General features: G+C 70.0%; 17 protein-coding genes and 1 pseudogene. 7 read left to right on the top strand and 11 right to left on the bottom strand.

Annotated elements, in window-relative coordinates; translation table 11 throughout:
• Positions 1–41 precede the first annotated feature (41 nt).
• Genes rfbC through rfbB form a run of 4 tightly spaced genes read right to left on the bottom strand, consistent with a single transcriptional unit; the run spans position 42 to position 3,448 of the window.
• Positions 42–590: a dTDP-4-dehydrorhamnose 3,5-epimerase gene (gene rfbC / locus A9977_RS03350; protein ID WP_183023465.1), complete on the bottom strand. Its 549-nt coding sequence runs from the start codon at positions 588–590 to the stop codon at positions 42–44.
• Complete coding sequence (gene rfbA / locus A9977_RS03345; RefSeq protein WP_183023464.1) at positions 587–1,474, bottom strand: glucose-1-phosphate thymidylyltransferase RfbA; 888 nt, start codon at positions 1,472–1,474, stop codon at positions 587–589. Before rfbA ends, rfbC begins: the two co-directional genes overlap by 4 nt.
• Positions 1,475–1,490: 16 nt before the next feature.
• A complete protein-coding gene (rfbD, locus tag A9977_RS03340; RefSeq protein WP_183023463.1) occupies positions 1,491–2,381 on the bottom strand; it encodes a dTDP-4-dehydrorhamnose reductase in 891 nt (296 codons plus the stop codon).
• A complete protein-coding gene (rfbB, locus tag A9977_RS03335) occupies positions 2,378–3,448 on the bottom strand; it encodes a dTDP-glucose 4,6-dehydratase (protein ID WP_183023462.1) in 1,071 nt (356 codons plus the stop codon). Before rfbB ends, rfbD begins: the two co-directional genes overlap by 4 nt.
• 324 nt (positions 3,449–3,772) lie before the next feature.
• Here rfbB and A9977_RS03330 point away from each other — a divergent pair, with 324 nt between their 5' ends.
• The 5 genes from A9977_RS03330 (at position 3,773) to A9977_RS03310 (ending at position 8,492) form a co-directional block, all read left to right on the top strand.
• Complete coding sequence (locus A9977_RS03330) at positions 3,773–5,200, top strand: mannose-1-phosphate guanylyltransferase/mannose-6-phosphate isomerase (RefSeq protein ID WP_183023461.1); 1,428 nt, start codon at positions 3,773–3,775, stop codon at positions 5,198–5,200.
• Complete coding sequence (gene gmd, locus A9977_RS03325) at positions 5,197–6,339, top strand: GDP-mannose 4,6-dehydratase (RefSeq protein ID WP_259651799.1); 1,143 nt, start codon at positions 5,197–5,199, stop codon at positions 6,337–6,339. Before A9977_RS03330 ends, gmd begins: the two co-directional genes overlap by 4 nt.
• Positions 6,340–6,350: 11 nt before the next feature.
• On the top strand, positions 6,351–6,794 hold the full coding sequence (locus tag A9977_RS03320; RefSeq protein ID WP_183023460.1) for a phasin family protein: 444 nt from the start codon (positions 6,351–6,353) through the stop codon (positions 6,792–6,794).
• 112 nt (positions 6,795–6,906) lie between these two features.
• Positions 6,907–7,581: a TetR/AcrR family transcriptional regulator gene (locus A9977_RS03315; RefSeq protein WP_183023459.1), complete on the top strand. Its 675-nt coding sequence runs from the start codon at positions 6,907–6,909 to the stop codon at positions 7,579–7,581.
• A gap of 62 nt (positions 7,582–7,643) precedes the next feature.
• A complete protein-coding gene (locus A9977_RS03310) occupies positions 7,644–8,492 on the top strand; it encodes a hypothetical protein (RefSeq protein ID WP_183023458.1) in 849 nt (282 codons plus the stop codon).
• A gap of 33 nt (positions 8,493–8,525) precedes the next feature.
• On the opposite strand, the gene A9977_RS03305 is transcribed toward A9977_RS03310, so the two are convergent.
• The gene (locus A9977_RS03305) at positions 8,526–9,281 is read right to left on the bottom strand and encodes a hypothetical protein (protein WP_183023457.1); all 756 of its coding nucleotides are present in this window, start codon (positions 9,279–9,281) and stop codon (positions 8,526–8,528) included.
• 85 nt (positions 9,282–9,366) lie between these two features.
• Between A9977_RS03305 and A9977_RS03300 the strand changes: the two genes are divergently transcribed.
• Positions 9,367–9,621: an acyl-CoA-binding protein gene (locus tag A9977_RS03300; RefSeq protein WP_183023456.1), complete on the top strand. Its 255-nt coding sequence runs from the start codon at positions 9,367–9,369 to the stop codon at positions 9,619–9,621.
• A 49-nt stretch (positions 9,622–9,670) separates the two neighbouring features.
• Here A9977_RS03300 and A9977_RS03295 read toward each other — a convergent pair whose 3' ends face one another.
• The 3 genes from A9977_RS03295 to A9977_RS03285 form a co-directional block, all read right to left on the bottom strand.
• A complete protein-coding gene (locus A9977_RS03295) occupies positions 9,671–10,801 on the bottom strand; it encodes an aminopeptidase (RefSeq protein WP_259651798.1) in 1,131 nt (376 codons plus the stop codon).
• Entirely contained in the window at positions 10,798–12,873 is a 2,076-nt protein-coding gene (locus tag A9977_RS03290; protein WP_183023455.1) for a molybdopterin-dependent oxidoreductase, read from the bottom strand. Before A9977_RS03290 ends, A9977_RS03295 begins: the two co-directional genes overlap by 4 nt.
• Positions 12,874–12,954: 81 nt before the next feature.
• On the bottom strand, positions 12,955–13,875 hold the full coding sequence (locus A9977_RS03285; RefSeq protein ID WP_183023454.1) for a LysR family transcriptional regulator: 921 nt from the start codon (positions 13,873–13,875) through the stop codon (positions 12,955–12,957).
• Between the two features lie 182 nt (positions 13,876–14,057).
• Between A9977_RS03285 and A9977_RS34140 the strand changes: the two are divergent.
• A pseudogene (locus A9977_RS34140) lies at positions 14,058–14,444 on the top strand (FAD-binding oxidoreductase); the annotation flags it as partial.
• Between the two features lie 223 nt (positions 14,445–14,667).
• On the opposite strand, the gene A9977_RS03275 reads toward A9977_RS34140, so the two are convergent.
• From A9977_RS03275 to A9977_RS03265, 3 genes are read right to left on the bottom strand one after another with little or no spacing between them, the layout of a single operon-like run.
• Positions 14,668–16,020, bottom strand: coding sequence for a trypsin-like peptidase domain-containing protein (locus A9977_RS03275; protein ID WP_259651797.1), 1,353 nt, complete (start codon positions 16,018–16,020; stop codon positions 14,668–14,670).
• 17 nt (positions 16,021–16,037) lie between these two features.
• Positions 16,038–16,508 carry a hypothetical protein gene (locus tag A9977_RS03270; RefSeq protein ID WP_183023452.1) on the bottom strand — a complete coding sequence of 157 codons (471 nt, stop codon included), beginning with the start codon at positions 16,506–16,508 and terminating at the stop codon, positions 16,038–16,040.
• Positions 16,505–17,263 carry a serine protease gene (locus A9977_RS03265; RefSeq protein WP_183023451.1) on the bottom strand — a complete coding sequence of 253 codons (759 nt, stop codon included), beginning with the start codon at positions 17,261–17,263 and terminating at the stop codon, positions 16,505–16,507. The genes A9977_RS03270 and A9977_RS03265 overlap by 4 nt, the downstream gene beginning before the upstream one ends.
• Positions 17,264–17,302 lie beyond the last annotated feature (39 nt).

Genomic DNA, 17,302 nt, shown 5'->3' with positions numbered 1-17,302 from the left:
TGCCGGATCCGCACCCGCGGCAGCCCGCCGCGCCACCGAGCTCAAGAAAAGACCTCGGCGTCCTGAAGCGAGCGGCCTTGGCGGTCCTTCTCGGACAGCGCGGGGGTCAAACCCTGCACGGGCCATGCGATGCCGATGCGCTCGTCGTCCCAGGCAATGCAGCGCTCGTGCGCCGGTGCGTAGTAGTCGGTCGTCTTGTAAAGGAAGTCGGCGGTCTCGCTGAGCACCAGGAAGCCGTGCGCAAAGCCCGCGGGCACCCAGAGCTGGCGCTGGTTCTCTTCCGTGAGCTCGACGCCGACCCATTGGCCGAAGGTGGGCGATGCCTTGCGGATGTCGACGGCCACGTCGAAGACCGCGCCGGCCACGACGCGCACCAGCTTGCCCTGCGGTTGCTGCAATTGGTAGTGCAGCCCGCGCAGCACCCCCTTGCGCGAGCGCGAATGGTTGTCCTGGACGAAGTCGACATGGCGGCCGACCGCCTCGTCGAAGGCCTTCTGGTTGAAGCTCTCGAAGAAAAAGCCGCGGGCGTCGCCGAAGACCTTGGGTTCGATGATCAGCACGTCCGGGATGGCCGTGGGGGTTGCCTTCATGCGCGCACTCTTTCCGCCAGCAGGTGGCTCAGGTATTTGCCATAGCCGCTCTTGTGCAACGGCGCGGCCAGTCTGGCCAGCTGCTCGCTGTCGATGAAGCCGCCGCGCCAGGCGATCTCCTCGGGACAGGCGATCTTCAGGCCCTGGCGATGCTCGAGCGTGGCGATGAACTGGCCGGCTTCCAGCAGGCTCTCGTGGGTGCCGGTGTCCAGCCAGGCATAGCCGCGCTGCATGATCTGCACGTTCAGCTGGCCGCGCTCCAGGTAGGCCTGGTTGACGGCCGTGATCTCGAGCTCGCCGCGCGCGCTGGGCTTCACCGCCTTGGCGATGTCCACCACCTGCTTGTCGTAGAAGTACAGGCCGGTCACCGCGTAGTTGCTCTTGGGCTGCTCCGGCTTCTCCTCGATGCTGCGGGCCTTGCCCTGCGGATCGAAGTCGACCACGCCGTAGCGTTCCGGGTCCTGCACGTGGTAGGCGAAGACGGTCGCGCCCGCGGCTTGCGCGTCGGCGCCGCCGAGCAGCTGCGCGAAGTCATGGCCGTAGAAGATGTTGTCGCCCAGCACCAGTGCGCTGGGCGCGTTGCCGATGAACTGCTCGCCGATCAGGAAGGCCTGGGCCAGGCCGTCGGGGCTGGGCTGAACCGCGTACTGCAGGTTCATGCCCCACTGGCTGCCGTCGCCCAGCAGCTGCTGGAAGCGCGGCGTGTCCTGCGGCGTGCTGATGATCAGCACGTCGCGGATGCCCCCGAGCATCAAGGTGCTCAGCGGGTAATAGATCATGGGCTTGTCGTAGACGGGCAGCAGTTGCTTGCTCATCGCCAGCGTGGCGGGATGCAGCCGGGTGCCGGAGCCGCCGGCCAGGATGATTCCCTTGCGATTGGTCATGTTCTGGGTCTCGTTGTCAGAGCGTTTCGCGCAGCATGCGCGCCACGCCGACCTGCCAGTGCGGCAGTGTCAGGCCGAAGGTCGACTGCAGCCTGGTGGTGTCGAGCCGCGAGTTGTGCGGCCGCGTCGCGGGCGTCGGGAAGGCGCTGGTGGGCACCGCGTCGACCGCTTCCGGGCCGGCCTTGAGTTCGACGCCGGCCGCCTGGGCATGTTCGATGACGAAGCGTGCATAGCCATGCCAGCTCGTCTCGCCGCCGGCCACCAGGTGGTAGAGGCCGGCCTTGTGCGGATCGGCCAGCGTGGCGCGGATCGCATGGGCCGTGACATCCGCCAGCAGCTCGGCGCCGGTCGGTGCGCCGAACTGGTCGTCGATGACGGTCAGCCGCTCGCGCTCCTTGGCCAGGCGCAGCATGGTCTTGGCGAAGTTGCCGCCACGCGCCGCATACACCCAGCTGGTTCGGAAGATCAGGTGCCTGGCGCAGTTCTGCGCCACCAACTGCTCGCCCTCGCGCTTGGTGCGGCCGTAGACGCTCAGCGGGCCCGTGAGGTCGTCTTCCTTCCATGGTGCGCTGCCGCTGCCGTCGAAGACGTAGTCGGTGGAGTAGTGCACCATCAGCGCGCCGACCTGCTGCGCCGCTTCGGCGACCACGCCGGGCGCGGTCGCGTTGAGGGTGCGCGCGAAATCCGCTTCGCTCTCGGCCTTGTCGACCGCCGTGTGCGCGGCCGCATTGACGACGACGTCGGGGCGCAGCTTCAGCACGGTCTCGGCCAGTTGCTCGGGGCGGCTGAAGTCGGCGTGGAAATCCGTGCTGTCGAAGTCCAGCGCCACCAACTCACCGAGCGGCGCCAGGCTGCGCTGCAACTCCCAACCGACCTGGCCGCCTTTTCCCAGCAGCAGCACCTTCATGCGACAGCCTTGGCGTCGTATTGCTTCTGGACCCATTCGCGGTACGCCCCGCTCTGCACGTTGCGCACCCAGTCGCCGTTGGCGAGGTACCAGGCCACGGTCTTGCGGATGCCGCTGTCGAAGGTCTCGGCCGGCTTCCAGCCCAGCTCGCGTTCGAGCTTGCGCGCATCGATCGCGTAGCGGCGGTCGTGGCCCGGGCGATCGGTCACGTAGCGGATCTGTGCCTTGTAGGGCTGGCCGTCGGCGCGCGGGCTCAGTTCGTCGAGCAGTGCGCAGACGGTGTGCACGATCTCGATGTTGGGCTTCTCGTTCCAGCCGCCCACGTTGTAGGTCTCGCCCAGCCGGCCGGCCTCGAGCACGCGGCGGATCGCGCTGCAGTGGTCCTTCACATACAGCCAGTCGCGCACCTGCATGCCGTCGCCGTACACCGGCAGCGGCTTGCCGGCCAGCGCGTTGACGATCATCAGCGGGATCAGCTTCTCGGGAAAATGGAAGGGACCGTAGTTGTTCGAACAGTTGGTGGTCACTACGGGCAGGCCGTAGGTGTGGTGCCAGGCCCGCACCAGATGGTCGCTGGCGGCCTTGCTGGCCGAGTACGGGCTGTTGGGCTCGTACTTGTTGTCTTCGGTGAAGGCCGGGTCGGTGGCCGACAGCGAGCCGTAGACCTCGTCGGTCGACACGTGAAGGAAGCGGAAGGCGGCCTTCTGGTCGGCCGGCAGCGCGCTCCAATACCCGCGCACCGACTCGAGCAGGCGGAAGGTGCCCAGCACATTGGTCTGGACGAAGTCCTCGGGTCCGTGGATGGACCGGTCGACGTGCGACTCGGCCGCGAAGTTCAGCACCGCGCGCGGCCGGTGCTCGGCCAGCAGCCGGTCGACCAGCGCGCTGTCGCCGATGTCGCCTTGCACGAAAACGTGGCGTGCGTCATCCTTGAGCGAAGCCAGCGTCTCCGGATTGCCCGCATAAGTGAGCTTGTCGAGATTGACGACCGGCTCATCGCCTTGGGCCAGCCAGTCGAGTACGAAGTTGGCGCCGATGAATCCGGCGCCGCCGGTGACAAGGATCATGTGGGAGAAGCTTCTGGGGTCTGTTGAATCGGCCGTCGGTCGGCCCTAGCGCTTCATTATCCATGGCACATTGCAAGCCAATGGCACCTCGGGGCACCATGTATCCGTCATGTTGCAACGGTCGAATCCATGTGTCGGTGTCATACGCAGTGATACCCCGGGCCCTTCGCGCCAAAAATAGGGGAATACGCCAAATGAAGCACACGATTGGAAACAATTAGCAGCTAAAGTAAGAGTTCTTTAGTTTTACTTCTTCAGAAGCCCCAGGCCTCGAAAAGAACCACTGTGTCGTCCGTCATCACCGCCTCATTTCCGCGAAATACCATGACAAATTCCATACATCCGGTTGTTCTTTGCGGTGGCAGCGGCACGCGGCTGTGGCCGCTCTCGCGCAAGTCGCTGCCCAAGCAATTCGCGCCGCTGATCGACGGCAAGAGCCTGCTGCAATTGACCTTGGAGCGCCTGCAGGTGCTCAACTCGCGCATCACCTGCGTCGCGGCCGATGACCACCGTTTCCTGGTGCAGGAGGCGATGGACGCCGCCGGCGTCGGCGGCACCCAGCTGCTCGAGCCCATGGGCCGCAACACCGCGGCCGCCATGGCCGTGGCCGCCCTGCTGGCCGCCCCCGACGACCTGCTGCTCTTCGCGCCGGCCGATCACCACATCCCCGATGCCGCGCTGTTCGCCCAGACCGTGCGCGCCGGCATCGACGCCGCGCTGGCCGGCAACATCGTGACCTTCGGCGTGGTGCCGAGCTTCCCCAGCACCGCCTACGGCTACATCGAATCCGGCGCGGCGCTGGCCGCGGCGCCGGGCAGCCAGGCCGTGGTGCGCTTCGTCGAGAAGCCCAACGCCGAGGTCGCCCAGTCGCTGCTGCTCAAGGGCGGCTACTTCTGGAACGCCGGCATCTTCCTGGTCCAGGCCTCCACGCTGATCGCGGCGCTGCGCGAGCACGCGCCCGACATCCTTGCCGCCTGCCAGCAGGCCACCCAGGCCCCGGCCACCGACGGCAGCTTCGTGCGCCTGAACCGCGAGGCCTTCGAGGCCTGCCGCAGCGAGAGCATCGATTACGCGGTGCTCGAGAAACACCAGCAGATCGCCGTCGTGCCCTTCGCCGGCGCCTGGAGCGACGTGGGCAGCTGGAACGCCGTGGCCGGGCTCTATCCGGCCGACGACGAGGGCAACCGCCTGAGCGGCATGGCCAGCGCGCTGAATGCGCGCAACACCTTCGTTCACGCCCCGCTGCGCCCCGTGGTGGCCCTGGGCACCGAGGACCTGATCATCGTGGACACGCAGGACGCGGTGCTGGTGGCCAGCGCCGCCTGCGCCGAGCAGGTCAAGGACGTGGTCGCGATGCTCAACCGCGAAGGCCGCAACGAGGCCACCGAGCACCGCCGCGTGGCGCGCCCCTGGGGCGCCTATGACAGCGTGGACAACGGCGAGCGCTTCCAGGTCAAGCGCCTGACGGTCAAGCCCGGCGCCAAGCTGTCGCTGCAGATGCACTACCACCGCGCCGAACACTGGGTGGTGGTCAAGGGCACGGCCAAGGTCACGCGCGACGAGGAGACCATCCTGGTGCGCGAGAACGAATCGGTCTACATCCCGCTGGGCACGGTCCACCGGCTCGAGAACCCCGGCAAGACGATGCTCGAAGTGATCGAGGTCCAGTCCGGCAGCTACCTCGGCGAAGACGACATCGTGCGCTTCGACGACACCTACGGCCGCGTCGCGCTGGTCGCACACACCAAATGAGCAAGCCCACCATGACGATCCCCAAGAAAGCACTCATCACCGGCATCACGGGCCAGGACGGCTCCTACCTGGCCGAATTCCTGCTGGAAAAAGGCTACGAGGTGCACGGCATCAAGCGCCGCGCGTCCTCGTTCAACACCGACCGCATCGACCACCTCTACCAGGATCCGCACGAGAAGAACCGCAAGCTGCACCTGCACTACGGCGACCTCACCGACACGAGCAACCTGACGCGCATCGTGCAGCAGGTGCAGCCCGACGAGATCTACAACCTGGGCGCGCAGAGCCACGTGGCCGTGAGCTTCGAGGCACCCGAGTACACCGCCGACGTCGACGCCATCGGCACGCTGCGGCTGCTCGAGGCCATCCGCCTCCTGGGCCTGCAGGACAAGACGCGCTTCTACCAGGCCAGCACCAGCGAGCTCTACGGCCTGGTGCAGGAGATCCCGCAGCGTGAGAGCACGCCCTTCTACCCGCGCAGCCCCTACGGCGTGGCCAAGCTCTACGCCTACTGGATCACCAAGAACTACCGCGAGGCCTACGGCATGTACGCCTGCAACGGCGTGCTGTTCAACCACGAAAGCCCGCGCCGCGGCGAGACCTTCGTCACCCGCAAGATCACGCGCGGCCTGTGCAACATCGCGCAAGGCCTGGAAGCCTGCCTGTTCGTCGGCAACCTGGACGCGCTGCGCGACTGGGGCCATGCCAAGGACTATGTGCGCATGCAGTGGATGATGCTGCAGCAGGACAACGCCAAGGACTACGTGATCGCCACCGGCGTGCAGTACAGCGTGCGCGACTTCGTGCGCAAGACTGCGGCCGAGCTGGGCATCACGCTCGACTTCGTCGGCACCGGCGTCGAAGAGAAGGCCGTGGTGCGCAGCGTCGAGGGCGACGCGGCGCCGGGCGTGAAGCCGGGCGACGTGGTCGTCTCGGTCGACCCGCGCTACTTCCGTCCGGCCGAGGTTGAGACCCTGCTGGGCGACCCCTCGCTGGCCAAGAAGGACCTGGGCTGGATCCCCGAGATCACGCTCGATGAGATGATCAGCGAGATGGTCGCCAACGACCTCGAGGCTTCGCGCCAGCATTCGCTGCTCAAGACCCACGGGTACCGCGTCGCCGTCAGCAAGGAAGACTGAGGAACACTGCCATGGCAACGAAGGACGACGACAAGAAGGCCGACCCGATCAAGGACTCCGCCCAGCAGATCTGGCTGGCCGGCCTGGGCGCCTTCGCCAAGATGCAGCAGGAAGGCAGCAAGGCCTTCGAGGCGCTGGTCAAGGACGGCGCCGGCATGCAGAAGAAGACCCAGCAGGCGGCCGAGGAAACGCTGGCCCAGGCGCAGAGCCGCATGGCGGGCCTGGCCAGCGAGCTCGGCACCAAGACCGCCGCCGGCTGGGGCAAGCTGGAGAACATCTTCGAGGAACGGGTGGCGCGCGCGCTGGCCAACCTCGGCTATCCCTCGATCGAGGAATTCAACGCCCTGCGCGAGCGGGTCGAGGCCCTCGAGGCCCGGCTCCAGGCCGGCGCCCCGCAGGACGAGCCGGCGGAACCGCCCCGCCCGCGCCGCCGCACACCGCGCAGCGAAGGCTGAGAAACCCCGCGCCACGGCGCGGCCTTCTCTCGCGCGACGTCACCCCGCCGGCATCCACTTGCGCTAGAGTGGGGCCAGAGACAAAAAACGGCTGACATCACAAGGCGGACTTATGGCCAAGAAGGCGCCGCGCCGCACTGCCGAGCGCATCCTCGAAGCAGCCCTCGACCTGTTCAATCGTTTCGGCGAGCCGAACGTGTCGACGACGCTCGTGGCCGGCGAACTGAACATCAGTCCCGGCAACCTCTACTACCACTACCCGGCCAAGGACGAGCTGATCAACCGGCTCTACAGCCAGTACGAGGCCGAGCTCGACGAACTGCTGCATGCCAGCGAAGGCGTCGGCGACGTGGAAGACGCCTGGTTCTTCATGCACAGCCTGTTCGAGCTGCTGTGGCGCTACCGTTTCCTCTACCGAGACCTCAACGACCTGCTGAGCAAAAACCGCCATCTGGAAACCCAGTTCCAGCTGGTGCTGCAGAACAAGGCCGCCGCCATCCGCGCGCTGCTGTCCGGCCTGGACCGCGCCGGCCACCTCGACATCGACCCGCGCGAGGTCGACACCCTGGCCCAGAGCATGGTGGTGGTGCTGACCTACTGGCTGAGCTACGAGTACGTGCGCAACCCGCGCGAGGCGCTCGAACCGGCCCACGCGCAGGGCGCGCTGCTGCGCGGCGCCCACCACACCCTGCACCTGCTCACCCCCTACCTGGTGCCCGAACAGCGTCGGCATTTGCTGACATTGAGCCGGGCCTACGAAGGCGAAGATGCAGCCCTGACGGCCTAGCGACGACAGCACAAGAACCCGGCGGACGAGACAACGACGCAGCCATCACCCGAGACAACACCATGGCCACGCAGGACTTCCAGCCCCTCTCCCTGTTGCCCCCCGGTTGCCACGGCCCGGCCACCGATGCCGCCGCGGCGATGCACTGGGTGCCCTTTCCCTACGACGACATGCCGCGCTTCGACGCGCGGAACCTGCCGGCCCAATGGCCGCGGCTGCACGCCGGCCATGCGGCGCCGGCCCCGACGGTGCCGGCGCTGGTCGACGGCTGGGCGATGTACCACAACGGCGAGTTCGCGCAGGCGGCCGCGCTCGGCCTGCAACTGGGTGCCGAAGGCCTGACGCTGGCCAACCAGGCCACCGCGGTCTACGCCAACTACCTCGAACCGCGCGAGAGCGTCCGCCTCGCCCTGCTCCTGCAGGTGGCCGAGCGGGCCGCTGGCCAGGCAGCGGTCGAGCCCGACAACTGCCACGCGCTGTTCTGGGAGGCCTATGCGCTGGGCCGCTATGCCCAGGGCATCAGCGTGGCGCGTGCGCTGGCGCAGGGGCTGGGTGGCAAGGTCAAGCTGGCGCTCGAACGCGTGATCGCGCTCCAGCCCCGTCACGCCGATGCCCACCTGGCGCTGGGCGCCTTCCATGCCGAGGTGATCGACAAGGTCGGCCCGCTGGTCGGACGCATGACCTACGGCGTGCGCGCCGAGACCGCGCTTGCGCTGTTCGAGCGCGGCCTCGGGCTCAACCCGGACTCGGCCAGCGGCTGGATGGAATACGGCCGCGGGCTGCTGATGCTCGAGGGCGACGCCCGGCTGGCCGATGCCATGGCGCTCTACGAGAAGGCCGCCGCCCTGGCGCCGGCCGACGCGCGCGAACGGCTCGACGTCGAACTGGCGCGGGCCGGCCTGCGCGACTGAGCGCGACTGCGGTCACCGCCGGCGGCGACCGCGTCAGGCCGCCGAGCCGCGCTTCTTCACGACCAGCGTCATGCTGTCAGCCGCGCCCATCAGTTCCACGCCGCATTCGCAGCGGTAGGCGTGGTAGTCGAAGTTCGACGATCCGCAGCGCCAGCAGGACGTCGGCAGGGTCGCCCGCTTGAACATGTGGATCGAGGCCACCGCGCCGAACAGCGACTCGATGTCGTCGGCGTCGAAATGCGCCCCCCGGGCCAGGCCATCGCGCACCGCGGGCGTGAGCGGCCGCCCGCTCCTCAGCAGGTGCTCGAAGGCCAGCAGCACCGACAAGGAGGTCTGGGCGGGACGGGTGCCGAACTCCTCCTGATAGAGCGAATGCGCGGGATGGCTGGTGTGGATGTCTTCCAGGATGTAGGTGCCCCCGGCCTGGAGGGCCTGCAGGCCGTGCTTGAGGCAGGTGGACTGGTGCTTCGGCATGTGCGAGCCGTCCTCGATGATCAGCTGGATGCCGGGCACCTCGGCCAGCACCTGCACGACCTGCGACGCGTCGTCCTGGTCCATCTGCCGGTAGCGCACCCTTGGATGCAAAGGCCATTCGGGTTGGACCGGCAGGATGTCGGCGCCGGTGATCGAGGCCTCGGGAAAACGCTCGATCAGCCAGCGGATCGAGTGCCCCTTGAAGACGCCGAATTCGATGACGGCGCCGTCGATCTTCGGCGGCAGGTGCAGCGCGTAGAAATCGAGAAAACCATGCCAGAACGATTTGTCGCTTGTCGCTAGAAGGGGGCTCATGCGGCCGATTGTGCCGCCCGGCCTCGGGGATCGCCAATGCGCGCATCCCTTAAGATGCCCGACCCTTTTGCGTGAGCCCTTCGCCATGTCCGACCTGCAATCCCTCTTCGAAGCCGCCCAGGCCAACTCTAAGCTGCTGGCCGAACGCCCCGACAACCCGACGCTGCTGAAGATCTACGGCCTGTTCAAGCAGGCCACCGAGAGCGACAACACGGCCAAGCGCCCCAGCTTCAGCGACATCGTCGCGCGCGCCAAGTGGGACGCCTGGACCGCGCAGAAGGGCCTGTCGTCGGACGAGGCCAAGCAGAAGTACATCGACCTGATCGAATCCCTGCGCTGAGCACGTGCAATGAAGCGGCTGCGCGCCCCGACCCCGCATCGATGCAGGCTCAGGGCGTTCGCGACGCTTCCTTCTCACGTTCCGAGTGCTGCGCCGTGAGCGCTGCTCCGGCCTGCAGCGCCGCATGCCGCTCGGCCTTGGGCAGGGCCGCCATGCGCCGGACCTCGGCGTAGAAGCGCGGCCAGTCGCGGCCCTCGCGCTCGAACAGGGCCTCGAAACCCGGCACTAGGTCGTCGTAGGCCGCCTGCGCGCCGAAGGCCGCGTTGTTGGCGCGCGCCACCCAGCCGTCGTAGGCCGCCTGCTGGCGCGGCGGCCAGCCGCTGCGCAGGATGGCGAACTCGGCCCGGAAACCCTCCATCACCGCGCGCTTCTGTTCCTCGACCGCGGCCCAGTCCTGGGCCTTGGCCTGGGGCGAGCTGTAGACCGCCTGCAGCCGCTGGCGCGTGGCCAGCGTGAGCGCGCGGAACTGCTGGCGCCGCGCATCGAACTGCGCGTACTCGGTGCGCGCCGCCTCGCTGGCCTGGGTGGCGAGCCAGCGCCCGCCGCCGATGCGTTCGACCGCGGTGGCGAAGGATTCGTTGAAGGAAGTGTCGCCCGACGCGTAGACCAGCTGGTGCGAGAGCTCGTGGAAGATCAGCCGCGCGAGTTCGCCCTCCGGGTAGCCGATGAAGGTGCTCAGCAGCGGATCGCCGCCGGCCCAGTTGAGCCAGCCCAGCGTCGAGTAGGCCGGCACCGGGTACACCGCCGCCTCCAGCCCCTTGGCGCGCTGGCTCTGCGCCTCGGCCTGGGCCAGCGCCTCGTCGTAGTAGCCGCGGTAGCCCACGCAGCCCGCCACCGGGAAGCACCAGGTCTGCAGGGTCAGCGAATAGGGCGGCGCGGCCACCACGTTCCAGACCGCGGCATTGCGGTGCAGATCGGCATAGCCGGTGTAGCTCGGGTTGTCGGGCAGTCCCAGTTCGGTGACCGCGAAACGCCGGATGCGCTGCGTGAGTTCGAGCTTGGCCTTGAGCGCCGCCGAGGTACTCGGGTCGTCCAGCCACTGGGGCACGGGCCGGGCCGCGCGCATCACGTGGAGGTGGCCGCTGGCCGACTGCCAGTAGTAGCCGAGGTCGGCGCAGCCCGAGAGCCCGATCAGCCCCACCACGCCGGCCGCGAGCATCCCGCGCCGCAGGCGGCTCATGGCAGGCGCTCCACCTGCACCAGGCAGTCGTAGAAGGTCGGGCCGCGGCCGATGTCGGTGAGCCGCTGGCTGGTGAGCTCGTTGACGTTGGTGCCGTCGTGGCCCAGCTTGCGCCACCAGATGCCCAGGCCGTGCACCACGCCCGTGCGCGCGCGGCGCGACACCTCGGCCCGGCAGCGGTGCTCGCCACGCCCGTTGAACACCCGCACCATGGCGCCGTTCTCGATGCCGCGCGCCGCGGCGTCGTCGGCGTGGATCTCCAGCAGCGGCTCGCCCTCGATGGCGCGCAGGCTGGTCACGTTGACGAAGGTCGAATTCAGGAAGTTGCGCGCCGGCGGCGAGATCATCGCCAGCGGATACGCGGCCGAGCTGCCGGCCGGTTCGTGGTTGGGCACATGGTCGGGCAGGCCGTCGGCGCCCTGGGCCGCGAGGCGCTCGCTGAAGAACTCGCAGCGCCCCGAGGGCGTGGGGAAGTTGCCCTCGGCAAAGGGCGCGTCGGGCAGCCGCAGCGTGGTGAAGCCCTGGGCGTGCAGCTGTTCGACGTCGATCGCGCCGGGCGCGAAGGCGGCGCGGCACAGCGCCTCGTCGTCGTCGGCGAAGCAGGGCTCGTCGAAGCCCATGCGCCGCGCCAGTTCGCGGAACACCCAGGCGTTGCTGCGCGCCTCGCCGCGCGGCGCCACCGCGGGGCGGTTGAGCAGCACGTCGGTGTGGCCATAGCTGGTGTGGATGTCCCAGTGCTCGATCTGCACGCTGGCGGGCAGCAGGTAGTCGGCATAGTCGGCGGTGTCGGTCTGGAACTGCTCGAGCACCACGGTGAACAGGTCCTCGCGCGCGAAGCCGGCCGCCACCTTGGCCGACTCGGGCGCGACCGCCACCGGGTTGCTGTTGTAGACCACCACCGCCTGCACCGGCGCGCCGCCCGACAGCGCCCGCGCGTCGCCGTTGAGCGCATCGCCGATGCAGCTCATGTTGATGGTGCGCGGCCGGCGGCCGGCCAGCAGGTCGGGCCGCTGCAGCGCCGCGCGGTCGACCGGATAGGCGCCCGAGCTGCTCAGCAGCACGCCGCCGGCCCGGTGCCGCCAGGCGCCGGTCAGTGCGGGCAGGCAGGCCACGGCGCGGGCCGCGTTGCCGCCGCCGCGCACGCGCTGCATGCCATAGTTCAGCCGGATGGCGGCGGGCTTCGTCTGGCCGTAGTCGCGGGCCAGCGCGACGATCTGCGCCTCGGGCACGCCGCACACCGCCGCCGCGCGTGCTGGAGGCCACTGCAGCGCGCGTTCGCGCAGTGCGTCCCAGCCCACCGTGTAGCGTGCGATGTAGTCGTGGTCGAGCCAGTCGTGCACGATCAACTCGTGCATCAGCGCCAGCGCCAGTGCGCCGTCGGTGCCGGGCAGCAGCGCGATGTGCTCGTCGCACTTGTCGGCCGTCTCGGTCTTGCGCGGGTCGATGCACACCAGCCGGGCGCCGGCGCGTTTGGCCGCCTGGGCGTGGCGCCAGAAATGCAGGTTGCTGCCGATCGAGTTGCTGCCCCAGATCAGGATCAGCCTGGCCTCGGCGAAGAACTCGACCCGCATGCCCACCTTGCCGCCCAGCGTCAGCGCCATCGCCTCGCCGCCCGCGGTCGAGCAGATGGTGCGGTCCAGCAGCGAGGCGCCCAGCTTGTGGAAGAAGCGGCGGTCCATCGACTCGCCTTGCACCAGGCCCATGGTGCCGGCATAGCTGTAGGGCAGGATGGTGCTCGGGTCATGGGCCGCCAGCGGGCCCAGCCGGCCCGCGATGGCGTCCAGCGCCTCGTCCCAGGAGATGCGCTCGAATTGGCCCGAGCCCTTGGGCCCGCTGCGCTTCATCGGATACAGCAGCCGCTCGGGGTGCACGCTGCGCTCGAGGTAGCGCGAGACCTTGGTGCACAGCACGCCGCCGGTGTGCGGGTGCGCGGGATTGCCCTGCAGCTTGACCGCCACGCCGTCCTGCACGGTGGTGACCAGCGCGCAGGTGTCGGGGCAGTCGTGGGGACAGGCGCCGTGGACGGTCACGGCGGGGGAAGGCGTCGAGGCGGAAGCCGGGGGGGCGAGCATCGGGCGAGTCTAAGTTCTAAGTCGCCTCCGCGTGGCGCGCCGCGCAGACGTCCGCCCTGCCCGCTCAGCTTTGCGTGCCGTTCAGGCGTCGGCCGGCGCGGCCCACTGCGGGAGCCAGCGCATCAGGTGTTCGGCGAAGCCTTCGGCCGCCGGTGACAGGTGGCGTCCATTGGGGCGGTAGAGGCAGACCGTGCGCACGGTCTCCGGGTCGACCACGCGCCGCATGACCAGGCCGAGCGAGGCCGCTATCACGCCGACGTAGGCCGGCGCCAGCGTGGCCGCCAGCCCCTGCGCCGCGATGCCCAGCGCGGTCGAGACGTTGTCCACGATCTCGACCGGCGTCACGCGTTCGCCCTCCGGCATGTTCAGGTGCATCTGCGCCACGCTGCGCTCGTGGTCGCGCCCGGCGGCCACCAGCGGCGTGCCCTGCAGGTCCGCCCAGCGCAGCTGCTTGCGGCGTGCCAGCGGATGCGTGCGCGCGCACCAGAGCACCCAGAGGCTCTCGAACACCACCTCCCGGCCGGCGTCCGGGCCGATGGGGCGGTCCGGCCCCACGGCGAGGTCGACGTCGCCGGCGACCACCGCATCGACCAGCGTGTCGACCGAGACGTCCTTGATGCGGATGATCACCCGCGGCCGCTCGGCCTGGTAGGCCCGGATCGCTGCGGGAATCGCCGCGCTGGCCAGGACCAGCGGCGCCCCCACCCGCACGATGCCGGCTGCCCGATTGCGCAGGTCGGAGGCCGCGCTTTCGGCGCCTTGCACATGGCGCAGGATGCTCTGCGCCGAGCTCAGGAAGTCCATGCCCGCGCTCGACAGGCTCACGCGGCGGGTGGTGCGGTCAAACACGCGGAAGCCCAGCAGGCCTTCCAGCTCGGCCACCAGTTGGCTCACGGCCTGGGAGGTCATGCCCAGCAGCTGCGCGGCACCCGCGAAGCTGTGCTGGTCGGCGACGGCCACGAAGGCCTCGATCTGGCGCAAGGTGAAGCGGGTCAGCGGCATGCATCGATTATCAAGTGGGCCTTGATGATCTGCCGGAATCCATTGTTTGTGCACCGGCGAGTGGCTGAAGACACTGCATCCCCATCGCAGACACACGCCACCCAGGAGCCTTCTTCGTGCCGGACACGCCGCTTCATCCTTCGCCCGCCCGCGCACCCGGGGCAGCGGCCGACGTGCTCGCGTTGAGCACCTTGCGCGAGGCCTTCTCGGGCCGGCTCCTGAGCGCGGCCAAGGACAAGGCGGCTTTCCTGACCGACTGGCGCCGGAAGTGGACCGGCGCCGCCTGGGCCGTCGCCCAGCCCGACAGCGCGCAGGACGTGGCCGCCATCGTGCGCTGGTGCCACGCCCACCGGGTACCGGTGGTGCCGCAGGGCGGCAACACCGGCCTGTCCGGCGGGGCCACGCCGGACGACAGCGGCCGCGCGCTCGTGCTCTCGCTGGCACGGCTGAACCGGGTGCGCGCCATCGACCCGGTCAACAACACGATCGAGGTCGAGGCCGGCGTCACGCTGCAGCAGGTGCAGGCGGCGGCCCGAGAGGTCCAGCGGCTGTTCCCGCTGAGCCTGGCTGGCGGCGCGCCCGCGCCCAGCACCGCCAAGCAGCCCGCCAGCAACCAGTTGCGGGCGCACAGCGCCATGCTTGCCATCGGGAGTCGCGCGTCCTGTGGTCCATGCCGATCGATGAGTCGCACCGCGGCAGAATCGCCCGGCACGCATGCGCCGCGGATCGTAGGCAGGCGGCATGACCTTTCGGTGACAACGCGGCGGCCGACCGCCTCTCTGCACCGCCGCCTCAGCACTTGGCCTGGCCCACGCGTGCGCAGATCGGCACGAAGAGCCGGGTCGCGCCGCGCTGCACCAGCAGGGCCGCGGCGCCGTCCGCCAGCTCGAGTTCGTTGGCCAGCGTCTCGGCGCTGTCGATGGGCTGGCCGTTGAAGGCCAGGATCAGGTCGCCGGCCTGCACGCCGGCGCGCGAGGCGGCCGCGTTCACGCGCTGCACCAGCAGCCCGCCCTCGACGCGCAGCAGCTGCTGCTCGTTCGGCGCCAGCGGCCGCACCGCGAAGCCCAGGCGGGCCGGGGCCGAGGGCGCGGCGGGCGCGGTCCGGGGCGCGTCGTAGCCCTCGACCTGCACCTCGATCACGCGCTCGGCGCGGTCGCGCCAGACCACCAGCCGCAGCGTGCGCCCGGGCGGCTGCTCGGCGATCAGGCCCAGCGCATCGGCGGCCTGCACCACCTCGCGGCCTTGCACCTGGCGGATCACGTCGCCGGGCCGCAGGCCGCCGCGCTCGGCCGCGCCGCGCGGCGCCACGTCGTTGACCAGCGCCCCGGCCGGCCGCGGCAGGCCGAAGGTGTCGGCCAGCGCCTGCCCGACCTCCTGCACCGACACGCCGATGCGCCCGCGCGTGACGCGGCCGGTGGCCAGCAGCTGGTCCTTGATGCGCATCGCGGTGTCGATCGGGATCGCGAAGGACAGGCCCTGGTAGCCGCCGCTGCGGCTGTAGATGCGCGAGTTGATGCCGATCACCTCGCCCTGCAGGTTGAACAGCGGGCCGCCCGAGTTGCCGGGGTTGATCGGCACGTCGGTCTGCAGGAACTGCATTGCGTCGGCGCCGGGCAGCAGCCGGCCCTTGGCGCTCACGATGCCCGCGGTGACCGAGTTGCCGAAGCCGTAGGGCGAGCCGATCGCGACCACGCCGTCGCCCGGCTCGGCGCGCGCCGGATCGCCGATGCGCACCGTGGGCAGGCCCTGGGCCTCGATGCGCAGCAGCGCGATGTCGGAGGCCGCGTCGAGCCCCACCACCTGCGCCTTGAACTCGCGCCGGTCGGGCAGGGTCACGCGGATCTGCGTGCCGCGCGCGACCACGTGGGCGTTGGTGAGGATCAGCCCGTCGGCCTCGAGGATGAAGCCGGTGCCGAAGCTGCGCGTGTCGGCCGCGGGCTCGGCGCCCGGCACACCCTGCAACCCGCGGTCGCTGTAGCGCCGCGGCGGCGTGGCGTCGCGCTCGACACCGATGTGCACCACGGCCGGCCCCTGGGCCTTGACCAGCGCCGACAGGCCCGCGACCGGCCAGGGCGCGGCGGCCGGCGCGAGCGTGCACGCGGCGCCCAGGCACGCCGCGACCAGCCCCCGGCGCCACCCTTGCATGCGCGCGGCCATGGCGCTCAGGTGGCGGCCGTGAAGCTCAGCGTGAGCTGCAGCACCATGGGCTGGCGCATGTCGCGCGGCGGCGGCTCGCTCAGCGGCTGCGCGGTGAGCAGCGCACGCAGGTCGGCGTCGGCCTGCGCGTCGCCCAGCGAGTCGAAGGCCACGCGCTCGACCCGGCCGTCGGCCGCGACCCAGACCCGCACCACCAGCGGCGGCGGGGGCGGCGCGCCTTCGCGCAGCAGCCGTGCCTGCATCCAGGCATGCAGCCGCTGCACGACGGCGTCGGCCGGATCGCTGAGCGTGGACTGCAGCTGGTTGCCGGCCATGTTGGCGTAGCTGATCCAGTGCTGCGGCACCGGCGTCTGGGCCTGCACCGGCGCGCCCGTGGCGGCCAGGCCGAGGCCGACCAGCCCGCAGGCGCGCAGCAGGCGGCCCCAGCCGCGGCGCAGGGTCGAGAAAGAGGAAGAGGAGGCGGAGGAAAAGGTCATGGGGCAGTCGTGGAATCGATCGGTCGGGGTCCGCCGCACAGCACGCCGACGGAGAGCGTCGATGCACGGGCGGCCGGCGATTGGTAGGCGCTCAGCTGCGCGCTGGTGCTTTGCGAGAAGGCGATGCCGTGCGCCGCCAGGAAGGGCTTGATGGCCGCCACCGACACCGCGCGCACCTGCGTGGCGCCGGTCAGCGGCGCGGTCGACGACGTGCGGCTCAGCACCTGGCCCGACGCATGCGGCGCCGCGGCCACGCGCTCGACCACCACGCCCAGCAGCAGGCCGTCGGGGCCCAGCACGGCCGTGCCGCTGGCGCCGGGCCGCGCGCCCGACAGCAGCTGCAGGCCCTCGGCGCCAGGCACGGTCATCGCGTTGCTGCGCAGCAGCGCGCGGTCGGGCAGCCGCTGCAGCGTCTCGTAGGCTTCGGCGAACACGCCGACGCTGGTCGCGGGCAGCGCATCGGCCTGGGCCAGCGTGGCGCTCAGGTAGGGCTTGAGCGTGCTCTGCAGCACGGCCAGGTCGAGTCCGGCATCGACCGCGCGCACGCGGGCCTCGGCCACCTGTGCGCCCTTGATCACGAACAGCGACTTGCAGTTGGCCACCGCATGCGCGACCGTGAGCACCTCGCCCTCTTCGTTGAGGAACACGCCGCTGGCATTGGCCTCGGGCGCGGCCGCGGCCGGCATGGCGCAGGCGAGCAGCACCCCTGCCGCCCAGAGGCTGGCGCGCGTGGATCGCGGCAGGAAGGAGAACATGGTGGCGGTCGGTCGTCGGGTGGGTCGGGCGCGCACCGC

This window comes from Variovorax sp. UMC13 (genome assembly GCF_014170375.1).
In the GTDB taxonomy this organism is placed as follows: Bacteria; Pseudomonadota; Gammaproteobacteria; order Burkholderiales; family Burkholderiaceae_C; genus Variovorax.
This window is presented reverse-complemented; position numbering and strand designations above follow the sequence as displayed.

What these genes read in the sequence shown, in the direction of transcription:
- rfbB (WP_183023462.1), bottom strand. Translation starts at nt 3,448, where the DNA reads ATGATCCTTGTCACCGGCGGCGCCGGATTCATCGGCGCCAACTTCGTA.
- A9977_RS03310 (WP_183023458.1), top strand. Translation starts at nt 7,644, where the DNA reads ATGGCCACGCAGGACTTCCAGCCCCTCTCCCTGTTGCCCCCCGGTTGC.
- rfbC (WP_183023465.1), bottom strand. Translation starts at nt 590, where the DNA reads ATGAAGGCAACCCCCACGGCCATCCCGGACGTGCTGATCATCGAACCC.
- rfbA (WP_183023464.1), bottom strand. Translation starts at nt 1,474, where the DNA reads ATGACCAATCGCAAGGGAATCATCCTGGCCGGCGGCTCCGGCACCCGG.
- A9977_RS03285 (WP_183023454.1), bottom strand. Translation starts at nt 13,875, where the DNA reads ATGCCGCTGACCCGCTTCACCTTGCGCCAGATCGAGGCCTTCGTGGCC.
- A9977_RS03305 (WP_183023457.1), bottom strand. Translation starts at nt 9,281, where the DNA reads ATGAGCCCCCTTCTAGCGACAAGCGACAAATCGTTCTGGCATGGTTTT.
- A9977_RS03265 (WP_183023451.1), bottom strand. Translation starts at nt 17,263, where the DNA reads ATGTTCTCCTTCCTGCCGCGATCCACGCGCGCCAGCCTCTGGGCGGCA.
- A9977_RS03270 (WP_183023452.1), bottom strand. Translation starts at nt 16,508, where the DNA reads ATGACCTTTTCCTCCGCCTCCTCTTCCTCTTTCTCGACCCTGCGCCGC.
- rfbD (WP_183023463.1), bottom strand. Translation starts at nt 2,381, where the DNA reads ATGAAGGTGCTGCTGCTGGGAAAAGGCGGCCAGGTCGGTTGGGAGTTG.
- A9977_RS03320 (WP_183023460.1), top strand. Translation starts at nt 6,351, where the DNA reads ATGGCAACGAAGGACGACGACAAGAAGGCCGACCCGATCAAGGACTCC.
- gmd (WP_259651799.1), top strand. Translation starts at nt 5,197, where the DNA reads ATGAGCAAGCCCACCATGACGATCCCCAAGAAAGCACTCATCACCGGC.
- A9977_RS03300 (WP_183023456.1), top strand. Translation starts at nt 9,367, where the DNA reads ATGTCCGACCTGCAATCCCTCTTCGAAGCCGCCCAGGCCAACTCTAAG.
- A9977_RS03275 (WP_259651797.1), bottom strand. Translation starts at nt 16,020, where the DNA reads ATGCAAGGGTGGCGCCGGGGGCTGGTCGCGGCGTGCCTGGGCGCCGCG.
- A9977_RS03290 (WP_183023455.1), bottom strand. Translation starts at nt 12,873, where the DNA reads ATGCTCGCCCCCCCGGCTTCCGCCTCGACGCCTTCCCCCGCCGTGACC.
- A9977_RS03315 (WP_183023459.1), top strand. Translation starts at nt 6,907, where the DNA reads ATGGCCAAGAAGGCGCCGCGCCGCACTGCCGAGCGCATCCTCGAAGCA.
- A9977_RS03330 (WP_183023461.1), top strand. Translation starts at nt 3,773, where the DNA reads ATGACAAATTCCATACATCCGGTTGTTCTTTGCGGTGGCAGCGGCACG.
- A9977_RS03295 (WP_259651798.1), bottom strand. Translation starts at nt 10,801, where the DNA reads ATGAGCCGCCTGCGGCGCGGGATGCTCGCGGCCGGCGTGGTGGGGCTG.